Here is a 21,216-nt window from a genome sequence, read left to right on the forward strand (position 1 = left end):
TAGAAATAGAATTATTCTGTAAAGGGAACAGCAACTCTTACTTTGTCCCATCCTAAGTTTAGAACGATACCATTATCTGCTTTGGTGAAAACCATACCAAATGACTCTAGTGATTCTTTAGCTTCTGTTACTGGAACTTTTAATCTAGCAACATCATTGGCTTCTTTGTAGAAGTAAGAACCCCAAACATTCAAGTCTTTACTGATAATTATAGTATAATTGTCTTTTTCAGGAATAGCATATAATGTATACGTACCTGCTTTAATTTTAGTCTCTCCTAGTTTCATGTCTTTGTAAAGTGTGATTTCTGCCGCTTCATTTGCGCCAGTTCTCCATACTTTTCCTGCAGGAGCTAGTTCGTCTAAACTGCGTCCTTTAAGTTGAGGTCTACTGTAAGTAACTTTAGCTAATTTAGCCGCATCTTTGTAGTCATTAGGGTAAGCTGCAACATCCATCGGACTTTTATCTAAGTCTGGAAATTTTTGCGCTGTTGCGTTTGAAGCAAAAAGCACAGTAAGGCTAAATGCCATTGTAGCAATGATTGTAGATTTTTTCATAATTATGATTAATTTATTAAGAGGCTAAAATTATTGATTGTGTATTGAAAATAATCACAAAGGATGTTAAAATTTAGAAAATATTCTATTTATGCCTTAATTTAATACCCTAACTTTGGCTGCTTTTAAGCGTAGTAAAAAGGTTTTTTACATGGCTTTTATTCTTAAATAGTTACAACAAAATGACTTTTAAACAAAAAATATATGAGTACTATACACAGCTAGTTCAAGATAGAATAGATGTGTTTAGGGACATGATAACTGCTCTTACCGAAGATTCTAAAAATGATGCTAAAGGTTCGGCTGGTGATAAACACGAGACGGCTTTGTCTATGATGCATCTTGAACAAGAAAAGCTTAATACTAAACTTAAAGAAGTGTTAACTCAAAAAGCAGTTCTTGATAAAGTCGATCCAACTAAAGTTACTGAAATTATTATTGTAGGGAGTCTTGTAAAGGCTAACGGAATTTTTTTATACCTTTCTTTGGCTTTGCCAAAAATTAATATTGACGGTACTAATGTAATCGCACTTTCGCCACAATCTCCTTTAGGAAATAAACTAATGGGTAATGTAGTAGGTTTTACTTTTGAAATAAATACAACAACTTACACTATAGAAGAGATAATGTAGCTTTTGGTTGCATTATGAAAGTAAGATTATTGTGGTTTTAAACTTTTAGGTTAATTGAAAGCTGGTTTTATTTCATATTTAGCTTAAATAGGTGTTTTATGTTTCAATTTGTAACTATAAATAAGGTTAGTGTTTTTGAATTATAACTGTTATTGCATCTTTGCTTTATCAAATAAAAGAAAAATATTTAAAAATATATCGTTATGTGTGGAATAGTATGTGCCTTTGACCTAAAACAAAAAGCAGAAGTTTTAAGACCTCAAGTATTAGAAATGTCTAAAACAATCCGTCACCGTGGACCAGACTGGAGCGGAATCTACAGTAATGAAAAAGCTATTATGTCTCATGAGCGTTTAGCAATTGTTGACCCCGCTTCTGGAAAGCAACCATTATTTAGCGAAGACGGTAGGTTTGTTTTGGCTGCAAATGGTGAAATCTACAACCACAGAAAACTACGCAAACAATTTGAAGGAAAATATAACTTTCAAACAGAAAGTGACTGCGAAGTTATTTTAGCACTTTATAAAGAAAAAGGACCTCATTTTGTAGATGAAATGAACGGAATTTTTGGATTCGCGATTTATGATGTCGAAAAAGACGAATATTTTATCGCTCGTGATCATATGGGAATCATTCCGTTATACATAGGTTGGGATCAGCATGGAACTTTTTATGTAGCCTCTGAGTTAAAAGCGTTAGAAGGACATTGCACAAAAATCCAATTATTTCCTCCAGGGCATTACATGACTAGTAAAGATGGCGAATTTGTACAATGGTATAAAAGAGAATGGACAGAGTTTGACGCTGTAAAAGATAACGTAACCAGTATTGACGAAATCAAAGTTGCGCTAGAAGCTGCAGTTCATAGACAATTAATGAGTGATGTGCCTTACGGAGTATTACTATCTGGAGGATTAGATTCATCTATTACTTCGGCTGTAGCCAAAAAATATGCGCAAAAACGTATAGAGTCAGGAGATACAGCAGATGCTTGGTACCCACAGTTACATTCATTTTCTGTAGGTTTAGAAGGATCTCCTGATTTAGCCGCTGCACAAAAAGTAGCGGATCACATTGGGACCATTCACCACGAAATTAAATTTACAATTCAAGAAGGTTTAGATGCCGTTAAAGACGTAATCTACAACTTAGAAACATATGATGTAACTACCATTAGAGCATCAACACCTATGTGGTTAATGGCGCGAGTAATTAAATCAATGGGGATAAAAATGGTATTGTCTGGCGAAGGTGCTGATGAGTTATTTGGAGGGTATTTGTATTTCCACAAAGCACCAAACGCAAGAGAATTTCACGAGGAAACAGTACGTAAATTAAGTAAATTACACATGTACGATTGTTTAAGAGCAAACAAGAGTTTAGCTGCTTGGGGAATTGAAGGGCGTGTGCCATTTTTAGATAAAGAATTTATGGATGTAGCGATGCGAGTAAACCCACAAGATAAAATGATTACTGGGGAACGCAAAATGGAAAAATGGGTAGTTCGTAAAGCCTTTGAAGATATGTTACCAGAGAGTATTGCTTGGAGGCAAAAGGAACAATTTAGTGATGGAGTAGGGTACGGATGGATTGATAAATTAAAAGAAGTTGTTGCTGTTGAGGTTACTGATGAGCAGTTAGCAAACGCTAAGTATAAGTTTCCGTTACAAACGCCAACGTCTAAAGAAGAGTATTATTACCGCTCAATTTTTGCAGAACATTATCCTAGTGATGCTGCAGCCTTATGTGTACCTCAAGAAGCGAGTGTTGCTTGTAGTACTAAAATTGCCCTTGAATGGGATGAAGCTTTCAAAAACATGAACGATCCATCAGGAAGAGCAGTTGCAAATGTGCATGATTCAGCTTATTCAAAAGCATAAAAATAAGTATTTTTAAAATTTAACGCTCTCCATTTTGGAGGGCTTTTTTTTTATGCTTTTGTCTGTTTTTTTGCGTCATAGACAAGAATGGACATAAATAGAGACCACTGTTTTTTTTTATTGTACTTCTTTTTTATATTAGCCTATAAAAAAAAGAGACACCATGAAACGTTATATGTTATTTTTTAGCTTGCTGTTGCTAACTTCTTGTCTTAAGAAAAATAAGACAACTGTTGACTTGATCATAACAGAGGCTACTATTTATAAAGTTGATAAAGATTTTGGCCAAGCAACTGCTATTGCGGTTAGCGACGGAAAAATTATAGCCATAGGATCTGACAAGGAAATTACAGATAATTATAAATCAGACACTACAGTAGACGCTGACGGTAAATTTATTTATCCTGGTTTGATTGATGCGCATTGTCATTTTTATGGTTACGGGCTAAGTTTGCAAGAAGTCGATTTACGGGATACAAAAAGTATGGACGAAATTATTAGCCGTATTCAAGAGTTTCAAAAGACTAAAAAAGTGGCTTTCATTGTTGGTAATGGTTGGGATCAAAATGACTGGAAGGTAAAAGAATACCCTTCAAAAGAGATTCTCGATAAATATTTCCCTAATACTCCTGTTGTTTTAAATAGAGTAGATGGTCATGCGATTATTGTTAACAGTAAAGTTTTGGCTTTAGCTGGAATAACAAAAGACACAAAAGCTGTTGGTGGTCAAATAGAAGTTAAGAACGGAGAACCAACAGGGATTTTAGTAGATAACCCTATGGAATTAGTTTTTAAGATTATTCCAAAACCAAGTAGAAAGACACAAATTGCCGCTTTATTAGATGCTGAGAAAGTAATGTTTGATTATGGGTTAACCACTATAAATGATGCGGGATTAGATCCTGATGTTATTAATTTAATGGATAGTTTACAACAAGCAAAAGCCTTGCGGTTAAATATTTACGCAATGGTTACTGCCAGTCAAAAAAATATTGATTTGTATCTAAAAAAAGGCATTTACAAAACCGATAATTTAGATGTTCGTTCTTTTAAAATGTATGGTGACGGAGCTTTGGGTTCGCGTGGTGCTTGTTTACACAAAGAATACTCAGATATGCCAAAACAATTTGGCGCTTTATTATCATCTCCGGAGCATTTAAAGTCAGTCGCGCAACAAATAGCAAAGTCTGAATTTCAATTAAACTCTCACGCTATCGGTGATTCTGCAAATACCGTTCTATTAAAAATTTATACCGAAGCTTTAGCAGGGAAAAAAGACCGTAGGTGGAAAATAGAACATGCGCAAATATTAAGGGAGCAAGATTTTGATTACTTCAAGACGGGAATTATTCCTTCTATCCAACCCACACATGCAACCTCAGATATGTATTGGGCTGGTGATCGTTTAGGAAAAGAAAGATTAAAAAATGCGTATGCCTATAAAAAATTATTAAAAAAAGCGGGTATGGTTGCTCTAGGAACTGATTTTCCGGTAGAGCAAGTAAACCCAATGCTTACTTTTCATGCTGCAGTGGCTAGAAAAGATAGTAAAGGATATCCTCGTGGCGGTTTCCAAATGGAGAATGCGTTAACGCGAGAAGAAACATTACGAGGCATGACAATTTGGGCGGCTTATTCTAATTTTGAGGAAAAAGAAAAAGGAAGTTTAGAAGTAGGCAAGTGGGCTGACTTTGTTATTTTCGATAAAGACATTATGAAAATAAGAGAAAGCGAAATTCTAGATGTGAAACCTTCAAGTACTTATTTAAAAGGGGCTAAAGTAAAATAATAGAAAACGATAAGCGTATCATTGAAAAAAAGTAATAAACTAAAACTGCTTAGGTTGTATTGTGTTTCATATTAAAAGTTTAAAATAACTTTTTCGAATATTTTATAATTAAAAAGTAGTTTCTCGTTTTAAGAATGTAACTGATATTGCATATTTGCAGTACAAAAGGAAGTGAATAAATAAAATCAATAATTATGTGCGGAATATTAGCTATTATCGGTAAAGGAAAAGAGGAGCAGTTAGTGAGGGAGCTTTCTAAAAGAATGGCACATCGCGGACCTGATGAAAATGATTTGTACATGACTGAAAAAGGACATTTCTTAAGTCATGAACGCCTTTCTATAGTCGATTTACATTCAGGTAAACAACCTATCCAGGGTACGGCTACAGCATATATGGTTCATAATGGAGAAGTATATAACCATGAAGAACTTAGAAATGGACTATTAAAAGAGCACACTTTTAGAACCAAATCTGATTCAGAAGTTATCGTGCATTTGTATGAAGAATTTGGTTACGATTTCTGTGATAAAATAGATGGTGATTTTGCTTTTGTAGTGATCGACGGAGATGATTATATGGCGGCGAGAGATCCACTAGGAGTAAAACCGTTGTATTATGGTCTTGATGAAAGGGGGCGGATTTATTTTTCGTCAGAGATGAAAGCAATAGCGGACCAGTGCAAAACATTTTCGACTTTTCCTCCGGGACATTATTATACTGCAAAAACTGGATTTGTAAAATATTACAAACCAGAATATGAATATTACGCTAAGGCAGATCAAGATTTAGATTTAGAATTGATTCGCAATACGCTTACTGAAGCGACAAGTAAAAGATTAATGGCTGATGTACCTATTGGTGTATTGCTTTCAGGAGGATTAGATTCTTCTTTAACCTCTTCAATCGCTTCTCGTTTGCTTAAAGCAAAAGGTCAAAAGTTACATTCGTTTTCAATTGGTTTAGATGCTAATGCGCCTGATGTTGTGGCTGCAAAAAAAGTAGCTGATTTTTTGGGAGCAGAGCATCACGAAGTTTATTTTTCTGTAGAAGAAGGGGTAGCAATATTAGACCAATTAATTTGGCAAATAGAAACCTACGATGTAACCTCAGTACGAGCAAGTGTGCCAATGTATTTCCTTTCAAAAAAAATAACAGACACAGGAGTAAAAGTAGTGTTGTCAGGAGAAGGTGCCGATGAGATTTTTGGGGGTTATTTGTATTTTAGAAACGCACCTAATGCCGAAGAGTTTCAAAAAGAAACGATCGAGAGAGTACAAAAATTATTCACTGCTGATTTACTTCGCGCAGATAAATCCACAATGTCACACGGTTTAGAAGCAAGAGTTCCATTTTTAGATAAAGAATTTTTAAATGTTGCAGTACGCATCAAGCCACATGAAAAACAGCCTAAAAATTACGAAGGAAAAGAAAAGTATATCTTAAGGAAAGCATTTGATACCCCAAACGATCCTTATTTGCCTGATGAGGTTTTATGGAGACAAAAGGAGCAGTTCTCTGATGGAGTGGGGTACAACTGGATTGATCAGTTGATCGATTATTGCGCAACACAAGTTTCTGATGCGCAATTAGAAGGAGCAGTAACCGAATTTCCATACAATTCCCCAACTACAAAAGAGGCCTATTTGTACCGTTCTATTTTTCAAAAACATTATCCTCAATTAAGCGCTGCTCAAACAGTAAGAAAATGGATCCCGAAATGGCAAGAAAACCTAGATCCAAGCGGAAGAGCAAATGATGCCCATTTAAAACCAGGCTTTCAAATGGCCAAGTTGGATTAAAATTTAATTTTAAAAAATATCTTATAGCACTAAGCCTTCTTGATTTTTATGGGTTTAGTAGCAGGACGATTTATACTTTTAAGAAACAGTCGTCCTGCTCTACGCTATATCTTTGTGTTTTTAAAGAAAAAACACAAAGGATGCCGCTATGATCAGGGCTAAAAAGGTTGTTTTAGTTTTATAAGAGGCATAAAAATACTCCTATACATTAATCGGTTATACAATTCCAGATTTTTAATTCCACTAGGAATCTCAAGTGGAAGAGTTTGGTTTATAAATGCAAATTATTTATTGTCATAACAACCTTTAAGGCTATTGCTTCTTAAAATAATTCAAAAGCAAAACTATATTTATGCTTTATTTAGTAATTGCGTACCCACGATTTCTATCTTTTTTAACTAAATTTACAAGTATTAAAGATATTATAAATGCAAACCGTCACATACGAAGGGATTAAAAAAAATGCTGAATCTAGGGAGCTGATTACTGATTTTTTAGTGGTTGAAGCACCCTTAGAAATAAGCATCAATCAAAGTCCGTTTACAGTTGTTATGCGTACGCCAGGAAATGATTTTGACCTCATTCGAGGATTACTCTACGTTGAAGATATTTATAGAAATACGGGGGAACTTTTGATGGAAATCATTTCCGAAACAACAAACGGCTTCACTAAAATTGAAGTGAGCATTCCAGAAGATCAAATAGGGATAGGTTACCTCAATAAACGATCCTTATTATCCGTTTCTTCGTGCGGCATTTGCGGTAAGCAGCAACTAGAAGATTTTGATAGCCCAAAAACCAAATTGGCAAAACAACCCTCGCTCAACTTAAATAAACTACCAGAAATGTTTGCCTTAATGACTGCCAACCAAAAAACTTTTAGTTTAACGGGTGGCTCTCATGCAGCAACCGTTTTTGATGCTAATTACCAAATGCTAACGCTCAAGGAAGATATCGGTAGGCATAATGCAGTCGATAAATGTGTGGGCGCATTAATTCAATCCCAACAATTAAATAAAGGAACGTTTCTACTAGTAAGTGGTCGCGTTTCTTATGAAATTATAACAAAGGCTTTCTTTGCTAAAATAGGTACAATTGTAGCCGTTTCTGCTTGTTCATCGCTGGCGGTAGATTATGCCAAGGAATTCGGAATCTGTTTAATTGGATTTTCTAGAGATAACAAAGCAACCATTTATTCCAATCCATAGCGACCACCAGCCAGATTCACTTTTAAAATAAAAAACACTGTCATCATGATAAAAAGAACAATAGCGCAACCACCAGAAAAACTAACAGGAATCGAAGAAATTGAAGTTCCACATTCTGCTGTAGGATTTAAAGCAATCAAATCGGCTTTGACTTTTATCAAGGACGAAGTAGGAATTGTAAAAGGAATAGGATTATTGGCAAAACTCAATCAAAAAGATGGTTTTGATTGTCCTGGTTGCGCATGGCCAGATCCAGATGAAAAACGTTCATTTTTAGCTGAGTATTGCGAGAACGGTGCCAAAGCAGTAGCCGAAGAAGCAACCAAAAATCGTGTTTCTCCCGGTTTTTTTGCTTTGCATAGTGTGAATGAATTAGGACAATTATCAGATTACGAATTAGGAAAAAAAGGGAGGTTAACGCATCCAATGTATTTGCGCGAAGGCGGTACACATTATGAAGAAATTAGTTGGGAGGATGCATTTGAGTTAATAGGGAAAACACTAAACGGTTTGGATTCCCCAGATGAGGCTGTTTTTTATACTTCGGGACGCACTAGTAACGAGGCAGCTTATTTGTACCAATTGTTTGTACGTCAATTTGGGACTAATAACTTACCTGATTGTTCTAACATGTGCCATGAATCAAGCGGATCCGCTTTAAGTGAAACAGTAGGAATAGGAAAAGGTTCTGTGACTTTAGGTGATTTTAAACATGCTGATTTGGTTATTGTCATGGGGCAAAATCCAGGGACCAATCATCCTAGAATGTTAACGGCTTTGGGTGAAACAAAACATAACGGCGGAAAAATCATCAGTGTAAACCCATTGCCAGAAGTGGGTTTGAAAAACTTCATCGAACCACAAAATCCCTTAAAATGGTTAGGAAGCGGTACTGAATTATCTGATTTGTTCTTGCAAGTCAAGATCAATGGAGACGTTGCACTCTTAAAAGCGATATTGTTATTACTGCTTCAAAAAGAAAAAGCCAATCCTGGAACTGTATTCGATCAAGAATTCATAGCAAAACAAACTCAAGGATATGACGCTTTTATAACCGACTTGGAGAAATATAAAATTCCAGAATTAATTGCGCAAACAGGATTAACACACAAAGAAGTAGTTGAAGCGGCTGAAATGATTGCCGATAACAAAAAAATTATCGTCTGTTGGGCAATGGGCTTAACACAACATAAAAACGGAGTCGATAATATCCGTGAAGTGGTGAATTTATTATTACTCAAAGGAAGCATTGGGAAACCTGGTGCAGGAACTTGTCCCGTGCGCGGACATTCTAACGTGCAAGGTGATCGTACAATGGGAATTTGGGAAAAAATGCCAGAAGAATTTTTAGATAATTTAGATGCTTATTTTGATTTTAAATCACCTCGTAAGCATGGCTATGATGTTATTAAAGCTATTGATGCCATGCATAAAAAAGAGGCACGCTTCTTTCTTGGAATGGGTGGAAATTTTAATTCAGCCACTCCAGACACCGAGTTTACAGCTCAAGCATTGCGCAATTGCGATTTGACAGTGCATATTTCGACTAAAATAAATCGTTCGCATTTGGTTCACGGTAAAGAAGCGTTGATTTTGCCTTGTTTAGGACGTACAGAGATTGATTATCAAGCAAGTGGAGAACAGTTTGTAACTACAGAGAATTCAATGGGTGTAATTGCTAAATCAGTAGGGAATTTAGAACCATTGTCTGAATTCCTAAAAAGTGAAACCGCTATTGTCGCCGGAATGGCAAAAGCTACCGTAAAGAATTCTAAAGTAGACTGGGATGCCATGGCAGGGAATTACGACTTGATTCGCAACGCAGTCGAAGCTACCATTCCAGGATTTGATCAGTATAATGACCGCGTGCGTATTCCTGGCGGATTTTATTTACCTAACAATGCCCGTGAAAATGACTTTAGTAGTACCCACACCGGAAAAGCTAATTTTACAATCAACGAACTATCAGATATTGTTCTTGAAAAAGAGCAGTATCTAATGATGACTATACGTACACACGATCAATACAATACTACAATTTACGGTTTAAACGACCGTTACCGAGGTATTTTAAACGAACGCCGCGTGGTTTTTATGAACCAACAAGATATAGATGAAGCTGGGTTAAAAAAAGACGATTTGGTCGATTTGATAAGCCACTTTGAAGGGCAAGAACGCCTAGCCGAAAAATTTATCGTCATTCCGTATAGCATTCCTCGTAATTGCACCGCAACTTATTTTCCCGAGACTAATGTTTTGGTGCCTTTGCAAAGTAAGGCCAGAATAAGTAATCAACCCACTTCTAAAACGGTGGTGATAACTGTGCGAAAAAGGGAGTAGGGGATTATGATGCGCCTATTCCAGCTATTCGCTATAGCCCTCTTTTAAAACGCTTTTTTTACTAGGTCACAGCAGGAGCTTCCTTTGGTCGCTCTGCTACTCCCGTAAAAAATAGCGTTTTTTCAGTCGGGGCTGTCGCTACTATCTGGGGCGAGTAATTCGGGGTAACCCATTTTTTTTGTACGCCATTACAATCGCACTCTAATATCAATTTTTTTTTAAATTTACGTTAGTTATAACTAGTGCTCGGAATAAGATCTATTGATTATCAATTCTTATCTTTTAAAGATGCATTTTCGTATTATTCAATCTAAGTCAAAGATCTAAGACTTGTTATTAATAATAAGCCTTTGCAAACGGAAACTACTTTTTTTTTCTGCTGGCAGAGCGAAAACCAGAAGCTTCTGCTTGTAGTTAGAAAAAGAGACTTAAGTTAAAAAGATTGAAATTTATGGGAAGAATAGCTCTTTAAAATATGGATTGTATGAATCGATTTCAAACATTTTTTTAAAGATTCTTGAATAGTTGCGAGTGTAGCTCTGTTTAAGGTGAAATTTTAAATATGGTCTTTGGCTTAAAAACAGAATTAGTACTTTAAAAACAGAAAATGTAACTAAAAGAAGGCACTCTCTTTTCTGGAAGCGTTTTTTTTGGTGTTAAATCAACAATATGTTAATAACTTAACCGCTTAAAGTGGTATTTTAACGGTCAAATAGTTTACGTTTTTATATATTTGCGTGTTAGACAAAATTACATTTTAGAATAAAACATATGAGCGAAGAAATCAATAAGAGCAATTATTCAGCGGATAGTATTCAGGCATTAGAAGGAATGGAGCACGTAAGAATGCGTCCATCGATGTATATTGGAGATGTGGGTGTCAGAGGTCTTCACCATTTAGTTTATGAAGTGGTAGATAACTCTATCGATGAAGCTATGGGTGGTCACTGTGATACTATTATAGTTGATATTAATGAAGATGGATCTATTTCTGTAGAGGATAATGGTCGTGGTATTCCGGTTGGTATTCATAAAAAAGAAGGTGTTTCGGCACTGGAAGTGGTAATGACTAAAATTGGTGCTGGTGGTAAATTTGACAAGGATTCTTATAAAGTCTCTGGAGGTTTACACGGTGTTGGAGTTTCTGTTGTAAATGCACTTTCTAATCACTTGAGAGCTACGGTTCACAGTAGTGATGGTAAGGTTTACGAGCAAGAATATGAAAAAGGAAAGGCGCTTTATCCAGTAAAACAAATTGGAGAAACAACAAAAAGAGGTACAATTGTAACTTTTTATCCTGATCCAACAATTTTTACGCAAACAATTGAGTATTCTTACGATACTTTATCAGCACGTATGCGTGAATTGTCATTCTTAAACAAAGGAATTACAATTACTTTTACTGACAAAAGAGAATTAGATAAAGACGGAAATTTTGTTTCGGAGGTTTTTCATTCTAATGAAGGACTGAAAGAATACATTCGTTATTTAGATGGAAACCGTGAGCCTATTATTGCTCATGTAATTTCTATGGATCACGATAAAGGAGAAATTCCGGTTGAGGTTGCATTGATTTATAACACTAGTTATACTGAAAATATTTTTTCTTATGTGAATAATATTAATACACATGAAGGAGGAACACACTTACAGGGATTTAGATCGGGTCTTACTCGTTCCTTAAAAAAGTATGCTGATAGTTCAGGAATGTTAGATAAACTGAAATTTGATATTTCGGGAGATGACTTTCGTGAGGGATTAACAGCAATTATTTCTGTAAAAGTAGCTGAGCCACAATTTGAGGGGCAAACTAAAACAAAATTAGGAAATAGAGAAGTAGTTTCGCCAGTAAGTCAAGCGGTAAGTGAGATGATTGAGAATTATTTGGAAGAAAATCCAAATGACGCTAGAATCATTGTTCAAAAAGTGATACTTGCTGCTCAAGCACGTCACGCAGCTAAAAAGGCGCGTGAAATGGTGCAGCGTAAAACCGTAATGGGCGGTGGTGGATTGCCAGGAAAATTATCAGACTGTTCTGAACAAGATCCTGCAAAATGTGAAGTGTACCTTGTCGAGGGAGATTCGGCTGGAGGAACGGCAAAACAAGGTCGTGATAGAGCATTTCAAGCTATTTTACCATTACGTGGTAAGATTTTGAATGTTGAAAAAGCAATGCACCATAAAGTTTTTGAAAACGAAGAAATTCGAAATATATTTACTGCACTTGGAGTTACCGTAGGTACTGAGGATGATAGTAAAGCTTTGAATATTTCTAAATTACGTTACCATAAAGTAATAATTATGTGTGATGCCGATGTCGACGGTAGCCACATTTCAACTTTAATCTTAACGTTCTTTTTTAGATTTATGAAAGAATTGATTGAGCAAGGACATATTTACATTGCTGCACCTCCTTTATATTTGGTTAAAAAAGGTCAAAAGAAAGAGTATGCTTGGAATGATGTTCAACGTGATCAGGCTAATGAAAGAATGGGCGGTAGTGCAGCGATACAACGTTATAAAGGTCTTGGAGAGATGAATGCAGAGCAATTGTGGGAAACTACAATGGATCCAAGTTTTAGAACTTTACGTCAAGTAACAATTGATAGTTTAGCTGAAGCTGATCGAGTTTTCTCTATGTTAATGGGAGACGAAGTGCCTCCAAGAAGAGAATTTATTGAAAAAAATGCAGTTTATGCAAATATTGATGCATAATTAAGATACGGTGATTTGTATGAATACGATCACCAAATAATAAAAAATAACCAAATTAACGAATAACCGAAATAAACTCAAAATTATGAAAGTTACTATTGTAGGAGCAGGAAATGTTGGAGCCACTTGTGCGGATGTTATTTCTTATAGAGGAATTGCAAGTGAGGTAGTGTTATTAGATATTAAAGAAGGTTTTGCTGAAGGTAAGGCTCTTGATATAATGCAGTGTGCTACGAATACAGGTTTTAATACTAAAGTTTCAGGAGTTACTAATGATTATTCTAAAACAGCCAATAGCGATGTAGTCGTTATTACTTCAGGGATTCCTAGAAAACCAGGAATGACAAGAGAAGAGTTAATAGGTATTAATGCAGGAATTGTAAAAAGTGTTGCAGAGAGCGTATTGAAATTTTCTCCAGAAGCGGTAATCGTTGTAGTTTCTAACCCAATGGATACCATGACTTATTTAGCATTGAAAGCTACAGGTTTACCAAAAAATAGAATTATAGGTATGGGTGGTGCTTTAGATAGTTCTCGTTTTAGAACCTATTTATCAATGGCTTTAGATAAACCAGCTAACGATATTTCGGCAATGGTTATTGGAGGACATGGTGATACTACTATGATTCCGTTAACTCGTTTGGCTTCTTATAATGGTATACCAGTTTCTCAATTTTTGTCTCAAGAAGCATTGCAAAATGTAGCTGCGAGTACAATGGTTGGAGGAGCTACATTAACTGGATTATTAGGAACTTCAGCTTGGTATGCTCCAGGAGCTTCTGTAGCCTTTTTAGTAGATAGTATATTAAATGACCAAAAGAAAATGATTGCTTGTTCCGTTTTTGTTGAAGGAGAATATGGTCAAAACGATATTTGTATTGGTGTTCCTTGTATCATTGGTAAAAATGGAGTAGAAGAAATTGTTGAAATTGAATTAAATGATACCGAAAAAGCTTTGTTTGCTAAAAGTGCAGATGCTGTTAGGCAAATGAATGATGCTTTAAAATCAATTTTAGCTTAGTATAAGTGTTATATAATAGAGAAGACTGCACTTTTGCAGTCTTTTTTTTGAGATTAATCGATAAATAAATTGGTTAATCTTAACCTTAATTATATATTTGCTCGGTTTATAAAAAATAGTATGCTTATTTTGCGCTTTTTTAGGGGTGTAAAAATATAGGCAGAGGGTATAGATAAAGGGTTAAAACAAGAATAAATAAATATAAAATAATTAATTTTTAGTAATAATGCAGAATAAAGGACTCATTAAATTTTTCGCAATTCTATTTGCATTGGTAAGTATTTACCAACTATCATTCACTTTTGTCGCAAGCAAAGTAAAAGACGATGCTAAGGCATTTGCAGGAGGTAACCCTGACAAAGAATCAAAGTATTTAGATTCTATTGGTAAAGAAAAAGTTTTCAACCTAGGATTTACTGATTTTACTTTCAATGAAGTTAGTGATAAACAAATCAACAAGGGTCTTGACTTAGAAGGAGGAATTAACGTAATTCTTCAAATTTCTGTTAAAGACATTTTGAAAGGATTATCTAATAATTCTAAAAACCCTGTTTTTAACAAATCACTTGTTGATGCTACAGCTAATTTAGAAGGTAACAAACCTTATTTAGACAAGTTTTTTGAAGCTTTTGAAGCAAACTCTAAAGGAAATGTGAAATTAGCATCTCCTGATATTTTTGCAAACAGAAGTATGCAAGGTGAAGGTGGTATTGATTATCAAATGACCGATTCAGAAGTTCAAAAAATCATTAAAAGAAAAGTTAATGAATCAGTTGAAAGTGCTTTTGGTGTACTTAGAAAACGTATTGATAAATTTGGGGTAACACAACCTAATATTCAAAAATTAGGAGAATCTGGACAAATTCTTGTTGAACTTCCAGGAGCTAAAGATGTTGATAGAATCAAGAAATTATTACAAAGTACTGCCCAATTAGAGTTTTGGGAAACGTACAAGATTGATGAAATGGGTAACTTTTTAGTTGCTGCTAATGAAGCATTAAAGAAAACTGAAATTAATAAGGTAGAAACTAAAGTAGTTGTTAAAGACTCTTTAAGCGCTTTGTTAACAGATTCTAAAGATTCATCTGCTGCTAAAAAAGGAAACAATCCTTTATTTGATAAAATTATTGCTCAAGGTGGAGGACCAGTTTTAGGGTTATTCTCTCCAAAAGATACTGCAGTAATCAACGGTTATTTGAAAAGATCAGATATTAAAATCTTATTGCCTGCAGAACAACGCTATGTTAAGTTTGTTTGGGGTAAAGAAACTACTATCAAAGATGCAAAAGATAAAGATATTGAAGCAGTTGAATTATACGCTTTAAAAGGGAATAGAGATAATGTTGCTGCTATGAGCGGTGGTGTGATTACTGATGCTAAAGATTCATTTGATCAATCAGGAAAACCTGCTGTGTCAATGCAAATGAACGGACAAGGAGCTAAAGCTTGGGAAGAATTAACAGGGAAGGCTTATACTCAAAAGAGTAATATTGCTATCGTTCTTGACGATATTGTATATTCAGCTCCTGGTGTATCAAGTGGACCTATTGCTGGAGGAAGATCTGAAATTTCAGGTTCTTTTGACGTTACAGAAACTAAAGATTTAGCAAATGTATTAAGAGCGGGTAAACTTCCTGCTACTGCAGATATTGTACAGTCAGAAGTTGTTGGGCCATCCTTAGGTCAAGAAGCTATTGATCATGGAACAAACTCTGCTATTGTAGGTTTGCTTATTGTATCACTTTGGATGATGGTTTATTACGGTAAAGCAGGTTGGTATTCTAACATTGCATTAGCGGTTAATTTACTTTTCCTTTTTGGAATATTAGCTAGTTTAGGTGCTGTACTTACATTGCCTGGTATTGCGGGTATCGTATTAACAATGGGTACTGCTGTTGATGCAAATATAATTATATATGAAAGAGCAAAAGAGGAGTTACGTGCTGGTAAAACACTAGAAGAGGCAATTAAAACGTCTTACAGTTGGAGAGGTGCAATGTCATCTATTACAGATGCTAACGTGACTCACGTTCTTACTGGAGCGGTATTGTTTATTTTTGGTTCAGGACCAATTAAAGGATTTGCTACTACATTATTAATTGGTATTGCGACTTCGTTATTTACTTCTATTTTTATTGCAAGAATATTTTTGGATAGAAATTTAAAAACTAAAAATGACTTAACTTTTGTTACAAGCTTCTCTAAAAAGATATTTAATAACTTCCATTTTGATTTCTTAGGTATGAAGAAATGGACGTATTTATTCTCAAGTATTGTAATTGTAGTGAGTATTATATCATTATCAACAAACGGACTTGATGAAGGTGTAGATTTTGTTGGAGGAAGAACTTTTCAAGTACGTTTTGAAAAACCAATTGAAACAGATGTTGTAAAAGCAGAATTGGCAAAAGTTTTTGACGGAAGTGCTGAAGTAAAAGTATTTGGTAATAATAATCAATTAAAAATTACTACAAAATATAAAGTTAAAGAACATGGTGTTCAAGCTGATCAAGAAGTTAATAAATTAATGTTTGAAACATTAAAACGTTATTATGGTCCTGAAATTACTTACGATAAATTTGTAAATGCTTATGATGGTAAAAAAGTAGGAATACTTCAAGCTTCTAAAGTAGGTCCATCTGTTGCAGAAGATATTAAAACAAACGCATATTGGGCTGTATTGGGAGCAATGTTATTAGTGTTTTTATACCTAATGATTAGTTTTAGAAAATGGCAATATAGTTTAGGAGCGATTGCTGCTGTAGCGCATGATGTTATTTTTGTATTAGGAATATACTCTTTATGTTACAAATTCATGCCATTCGGTATGGAGATTGATCAACACTTTATAGCTGCGATTCTTACTGTTATTGGATATTCAATGAATGATACTGTAATTGTATTTGATAGAGTTCGTGAGTTTTTAGCAGGTAAAACTAAAGGGAATTTTACTGAGATTGTAAATCAATCGATTAATACTACTATGTCAAGAACAATTAATACTTCGTTAACAATGATCGTGGTTTTATTAATCATGTTTATTTTTGGAGGAGAGTCAATTAGAGGATTTATCTTTGCGATGCTTGTGGGTATTGTTGTAGGAACTTACTCTTCACTATTTATTGCAACGCCAGTACTAGTGGATACTATTTCTAAAACGGATAAAGAGCGTGTTGAGAAATCACATGAAGAAATCTAATATTTTAAATATTGATATAAAAGACCCAATGAAAATTGGGTCTTTTTTTTGCTTTAAAACCAAACGAATCTTTTAATTAAATTAAGAGTTTGTACTGTTTTACGAAATAATTTTATGCTTTTAATCTTCCCAGCCGCAAAGAGTAAGTCCATAATCATGTGCTTGTTTCAGAGATACTTTTTTTAATTCATGTTTACAATTGCTAAGACCGCGACAAGAGTTAGTAAAATGATACTTTTTTGCGCCCGTAGGGCCACAGATGTAAACATTAGTATCTAAATTACTCATAGTTGTTATTATGAGTAATAGTAATATTGAAATTAGTTTCATTATTTGATGTTATATTTAAACTTAAGCTTAGTGTTTAAAATAGTTCAATAAAGTATTTTAAGTAGTGCTTAATTATTTTTAATATTTTTTTTCATAAAAAAAACAGCGACCCAATAACGATTAAGGTTTGCTGTTTTGTTATTTAAACGATGTTTTTTTTACTAAATCAACCCTAGGTCTTTAGCAATTGCTACTAGATGTGTAGGATTGTTTGCTTTAAAATATATTTTAAGCTTATTTACACGCTTTTCAATTGTACTTTTACTATTAGGAGTGATTCCTAGTTCTTTAAACTTAAACTCCATGTTTTCTTGTGTAATTCCTATTGAGAGGTATTTAATAAGCTGAATGTCATAGTTGTCAATTTCGTTAATGGTTTTATCTTGAAATATATGTGTTAACTCTGGAGAAACAAATTTTTCTTCTGAACTATTGACTTGTAAAATAGCTTTGTTTAATTCAAACATTGTATTTCGGCCTTTAATGACATAGCCATTTATATCGAATTTTTCAAATAAAAATTTAATTGGATAGGACTTGTCTTCAATTGAAAAAGCAATAACCTTAATTTCTGGGTATAATTGTTTTACAATGGCAATTAATTCTTCGCCTGATTTAATTTTTTCATCTCTATGATCATCTTTAAATGATAAATCACTAATAAGTAATTCATAAGGTTGACCATCATTTGCAGCTTTTTTTATTTTTAATAAAGCATCGTCACAATATTTTGCAAACTCAATTTCAGGTACGCCTAGTTCTGTTAGTACATGCTTGGCTCCGGCGTCATTAAAATCTATATCGTCAACGATCAAAACTTTTGTAAACATATGTTGTGTTATTTTGGAAATGTAATTTTTGCTTAGAAATCCTTATTGATTTCAAAAACAAAAGTAAAGCTTCTATTACTAGCTTGAGTACGGTTTTCCACATTCGGGTATTTTTTTTTGGATCTAAAAAAACGTACATTATTTGGTTTCTTTGCTGTTTTGACGTATTAGATTGATTTGATAGGTTGTAAAATAGTTATTCATTTTATACAGGAAACTGAATGTTAATTTTAGTTCCTTTTTCTAAAACAGAATTAAAAGTAATAGTTCCTTTTATAGATTCTATTCTATTTTTAATATTTTTAAGGCCATTACTGTGTCTGTCTTTTTTATTATTGAAACCAATTCCGTTATCAGTATAGCTAAGTTGTAGTTTTTTCTTTTCTCTTTTCAATACAATTACAACAATACTGCATTGACTATGTTTTTTCATATTGACTAAGAGCTCTTGTAGGATACGGTATAAGGTTATTTTTTTGGTGTCTTCAATTAATGACCATTCTATTGATTCTAGACCATTAATTATTAGGGATATTTCAGGAGTATTGAAATCTAGTAACATCATTTTTAATTGTGCAGTAAATTGTTCATCAGTATGGATGTTACTGTTTTCTTTCGAAATATTTCGCGTACGATCATAAACAGTATCGAGACTTTTAAGTAGTATTTCTTTGTTTTTGGGAGTAGATAGATCTTTTGTTTCAGTAAATTTCATCATTTGGTATACGTCGTTAGCAAGTTCATCATGAAGTTTCTTTGCGATTTGAGTTTCAGTTTTATAGGATATCTGTAGCTTTTCTCTATTGCTCTTGTTTTTAATGTAGTAGAGAATAAAGGCAAAAACAAATAATATAAAACCTACGAGGATGTACAATAATTGATTTTTATTTTTTTGTATCTGTATTTGTAAACGATCTTCTGTTTTTTGTTCTTTTAAACTAATGTTCTCCTCTTTCTCTTTTTTAGAGTCATATTTTATTTTAGCAAAATTGTTTTTTGCTTTTTGTCTATTTTTTAATATGCTATCATTTAGACTTAAATATTTCTTGGTATGTTTTGTTAATTCATCTCCTTTAGTGCTTAGCATTAATAATTTTAATGATTCCAATTGTGCTTCGTTAAAATTAAATTTCACACACAATTTGTAGGCCGCTAATGCGTATTTTGCGGTTAAGTTTAAGTTTGTTTCTTTGTAATAATCTGAGAGTTCATAATAGCTACCAACCATTCCCCAATAATCTTTATTTAGTATCCTTATATTTAATCCTTTATTTAAAAAATAAAGTGCTTTTTTATTATGAGTTTTTTTATAAGCCGTACCTAGAGTGTTGTTAATTTGAGCAAATGTTTCAGGATTATTCAGTATTTCTCTTTGTTTTATTAGAGAAATAAGAATTTCAATTGCCGTATTATATTGGCCATTCTCAATGAGTGCTATACTAATGTTATGCTCTATACTAGCCCTAATTATTTGATCTGTTTTACTATTGATTGCCTTTTTGAAATAATGTATTGCGTTATCGTTATCATATAACAATAAATAATTATTAGCTAGACCAATGTAAATATTTGTTTGGCCGTATAAATATTTATTTGGATTTTCAATTAATGGTAGTGCCTCAACGCTAGTGGCTTCACTTCCGCTATAGTCACCTTGATTTCGTTGTATCTGAGCCATCCAGCTCAATGAGTGAATTATTCTAGCAGTATCTTTTTGGAGTTCGGCATTATTTTTAGCTTTGTTGTAATAATAGAAAGAACTATCAAATTCTATTTTTTGATAGTATTGATACCCAATTTCTATAAGCTTTTTTGTTTCTTTAAAATCGTTTTTATGCTCAATTTTATCATTACTTTTATTATTATCACATGATTGCAGTAGTACAATAATAGTAATTAATAAGTATAATTTTATGCGTGGTATTTTCAGTATCATATGGCGAAAATAGGGGTTTTGTTGATAAGTATAAAACCATTAAGTAATTTTATTAATTTAAATTCAGTTGTTTTAAGGTGTTTTTTAAGCATAAAAAAACCCTAATCGAAAGATTAGGGCTTCTATATAAGTAAGTAGTCTTAAATTGAGTTGATAAAACGTTTATTTTACTTTATTAAGTATTGCTTTGAAAGCTACTGGGTGGTTCATAGCCAAATCTGCAAGAACTTTACGGTTCAATTCGATATTGTTCTTTTTTACTTTACCCATGAATTGAGAATAAGACATTCCTTCCAATCTAGCTCCAGCGTTAATACGTTGAATCCATAAAGCACGGAAATTTCTTTTATTCACTTTTCTGTCACGGTAAGCGTAGCACATTGCTTTCTCTACCGCATTCTTAGCAACTGTCCAAACGTTTTTACGTCTACCAAAGAAACCTTTGGCTTGCTTCATTATTTTTTTTCTTCTTGCTCTTTTAGCAACTGAATTTACCGCTCTTGGCATAATTTTTATGTGTTTTTGTAGCAGGCGGCCTGAATTTAATCAAAAGCACTTATTGGCCATACTCCAAGGTTATTTTAAATTGTTTTAACCGAAAGATTAATCTGTGCAAAAGGAATTAGATATTAGTCAAAAGTTTTATAACTATTGACTAGTAACTAATAACTAATGGTCTACTAGATAATTCTTAATTGTTGTTTGATACTTTTCATATCTGTTTTGTGAACTAACGCTGAGTGTGTCAAAGCTAATTTACGTTTTTTAGATTTTTTAGTCAAGATGTGACTTTTAAAAGCATGCTTTCTTTTAATCTTTCCAGAACCAGTAACTTTGAAACGTTTCTTGGCGCTAGATTTGGTTTTCATTTTAGGCATTTTTTCCTAGTGTTTTAATTTATTCTTACTTACTTATCTTTTTGCCCTCCCTAACCCTCCCCAAAGGGGAGGGAGTAGAAAAGTATATTGCTATCCACT

General features: G+C 33.7%; 14 protein-coding genes. 9 read left to right on the plus strand and 5 right to left on the minus strand.

The window, feature by feature from the left end; all coding sequences use genetic code 11:
* Positions 1-11: 11 nt before the first annotated feature.
* Entirely contained in the window at positions 12-557 is a 546-nt protein-coding gene (locus ACVEGE_RS11670) for a DUF2911 domain-containing protein (RefSeq protein WP_173854636.1), read from the minus strand.
* A 182-nt stretch (positions 558-739) separates the two neighbouring features.
* Here ACVEGE_RS11670 and ACVEGE_RS11675 point away from each other — a divergent pair, with 182 nt between their 5' ends.
* From ACVEGE_RS11675 to secDF, 9 genes are all read left to right on the plus strand, one after another.
* On the plus strand, positions 740-1,189 hold the full coding sequence (locus tag ACVEGE_RS11675; protein WP_192500075.1) for a hypothetical protein: 450 nt from the start codon (positions 740-742) through the stop codon (positions 1,187-1,189).
* Between the two features lie 203 nt (positions 1,190-1,392).
* Positions 1,393-3,069 carry an asparagine synthase B gene (asnB, locus tag ACVEGE_RS11680; RefSeq protein ID WP_192500074.1) on the plus strand — a complete coding sequence of 559 codons (1,677 nt, stop codon included), beginning with the start codon at positions 1,393-1,395 and terminating at the stop codon, positions 3,067-3,069.
* Between the two features lie 163 nt (positions 3,070-3,232).
* On the plus strand, positions 3,233-4,858 hold the full coding sequence (locus ACVEGE_RS11685) for an amidohydrolase (RefSeq protein WP_173856629.1): 1,626 nt from the start codon (positions 3,233-3,235) through the stop codon (positions 4,856-4,858).
* Between the two features lie 194 nt (positions 4,859-5,052).
* Positions 5,053-6,660 (plus strand): asparagine synthase B, encoded by a 1,608-nt coding sequence (asnB, locus tag ACVEGE_RS11690; RefSeq protein ID WP_192500073.1) that lies wholly within the window; start codon positions 5,053-5,055, stop codon positions 6,658-6,660.
* 428 nt (positions 6,661-7,088) lie between these two features.
* Positions 7,089-7,868, plus strand: a complete 780-nt coding sequence (fdhD, locus tag ACVEGE_RS11695; protein ID WP_192500072.1) for a formate dehydrogenase accessory sulfurtransferase FdhD — start codon at positions 7,089-7,091, stop codon at positions 7,866-7,868.
* 45 nt (positions 7,869-7,913) lie between these two features.
* The gene (locus tag ACVEGE_RS11700) at positions 7,914-10,208 is read left to right on the plus strand and encodes an FdhF/YdeP family oxidoreductase (RefSeq protein WP_192500071.1); all 2,295 of its coding nucleotides are present in this window, start codon (positions 7,914-7,916) and stop codon (positions 10,206-10,208) included.
* 771 nt (positions 10,209-10,979) lie between these two features.
* Complete coding sequence (gene gyrB / locus ACVEGE_RS11705) at positions 10,980-12,923, plus strand: DNA topoisomerase (ATP-hydrolyzing) subunit B (protein ID WP_173854643.1); 1,944 nt, start codon at positions 10,980-10,982, stop codon at positions 12,921-12,923.
* An 85-nt stretch (positions 12,924-13,008) separates the two neighbouring features.
* Positions 13,009-13,944: a malate dehydrogenase gene (mdh, locus tag ACVEGE_RS11710; protein ID WP_173854644.1), complete on the plus strand. Its 936-nt coding sequence runs from the start codon at positions 13,009-13,011 to the stop codon at positions 13,942-13,944.
* A 226-nt stretch (positions 13,945-14,170) separates the two neighbouring features.
* Positions 14,171-17,143 carry a protein translocase subunit SecDF gene (gene secDF, locus ACVEGE_RS11715; protein ID WP_192500070.1) on the plus strand — a complete coding sequence of 991 codons (2,973 nt, stop codon included), beginning with the start codon at positions 14,171-14,173 and terminating at the stop codon, positions 17,141-17,143.
* A gap of 491 nt (positions 17,144-17,634) precedes the next feature.
* On the opposite strand, the gene ACVEGE_RS11720 is transcribed toward secDF, so the two are convergent.
* From ACVEGE_RS11720 to rpmI, 4 genes are all read right to left on the minus strand, one after another.
* Positions 17,635-18,303 (minus strand): response regulator transcription factor, encoded by a 669-nt coding sequence (locus tag ACVEGE_RS11720; RefSeq protein ID WP_173856633.1) that lies wholly within the window; start codon positions 18,301-18,303, stop codon positions 17,635-17,637.
* 205 nt (positions 18,304-18,508) lie between these two features.
* Entirely contained in the window at positions 18,509-20,239 is a 1,731-nt protein-coding gene (locus ACVEGE_RS11725) for a tetratricopeptide repeat-containing sensor histidine kinase (protein ID WP_173856634.1), read from the minus strand.
* Positions 20,240-20,401: 162 nt separating this feature from the next.
* The gene (gene rplT / locus ACVEGE_RS11730; protein ID WP_173854648.1) at positions 20,402-20,746 is read right to left on the minus strand and encodes a 50S ribosomal protein L20; all 345 of its coding nucleotides are present in this window, start codon (positions 20,744-20,746) and stop codon (positions 20,402-20,404) included.
* A gap of 173 nt (positions 20,747-20,919) precedes the next feature.
* Positions 20,920-21,117 (minus strand): 50S ribosomal protein L35, encoded by a 198-nt coding sequence (gene rpmI / locus ACVEGE_RS11735; protein WP_022827375.1) that lies wholly within the window; start codon positions 21,115-21,117, stop codon positions 20,920-20,922.
* Positions 21,118-21,216: the final 99 nt, after the last annotated feature.

It is taken from the genome of Flavobacterium sp. PL002, assembly GCF_054165825.1.

Coding starts and splice junctions, on each gene's coding strand:
- fdhD (WP_192500072.1), top strand. CDS start 7,089: ATGCAAACCGTCACATACGAAGGGATTAAAAAAAATGCTGAATCTAGG.
- secDF (WP_192500070.1), top strand. CDS start 14,171: ATGCAGAATAAAGGACTCATTAAATTTTTCGCAATTCTATTTGCATTG.
- mdh (WP_173854644.1), top strand. CDS start 13,009: ATGAAAGTTACTATTGTAGGAGCAGGAAATGTTGGAGCCACTTGTGCG.
- asnB (WP_192500073.1), top strand. CDS start 5,053: ATGTGCGGAATATTAGCTATTATCGGTAAAGGAAAAGAGGAGCAGTTA.
- ACVEGE_RS11725 (WP_173856634.1), bottom strand. CDS start 20,239: ATGATACTGAAAATACCACGCATAAAATTATACTTATTAATTACTATT.
- rplT (WP_173854648.1), bottom strand. CDS start 20,746: ATGCCAAGAGCGGTAAATTCAGTTGCTAAAAGAGCAAGAAGAAAAAAA.
- ACVEGE_RS11700 (WP_192500071.1), top strand. CDS start 7,914: ATGATAAAAAGAACAATAGCGCAACCACCAGAAAAACTAACAGGAATC.
- ACVEGE_RS11670 (WP_173854636.1), bottom strand. CDS start 557: ATGAAAAAATCTACAATCATTGCTACAATGGCATTTAGCCTTACTGTG.
- ACVEGE_RS11675 (WP_192500075.1), top strand. CDS start 740: ATGACTTTTAAACAAAAAATATATGAGTACTATACACAGCTAGTTCAA.
- asnB (WP_192500074.1), top strand. CDS start 1,393: ATGTGTGGAATAGTATGTGCCTTTGACCTAAAACAAAAAGCAGAAGTT.
- rpmI (WP_022827375.1), bottom strand. CDS start 21,117: ATGCCTAAAATGAAAACCAAATCTAGCGCCAAGAAACGTTTCAAAGTT.
- ACVEGE_RS11720 (WP_173856633.1), bottom strand. CDS start 18,303: ATGTTTACAAAAGTTTTGATCGTTGACGATATAGATTTTAATGACGCC.
- ACVEGE_RS11685 (WP_173856629.1), top strand. CDS start 3,233: ATGAAACGTTATATGTTATTTTTTAGCTTGCTGTTGCTAACTTCTTGT.
- gyrB (WP_173854643.1), top strand. CDS start 10,980: ATGAGCGAAGAAATCAATAAGAGCAATTATTCAGCGGATAGTATTCAG.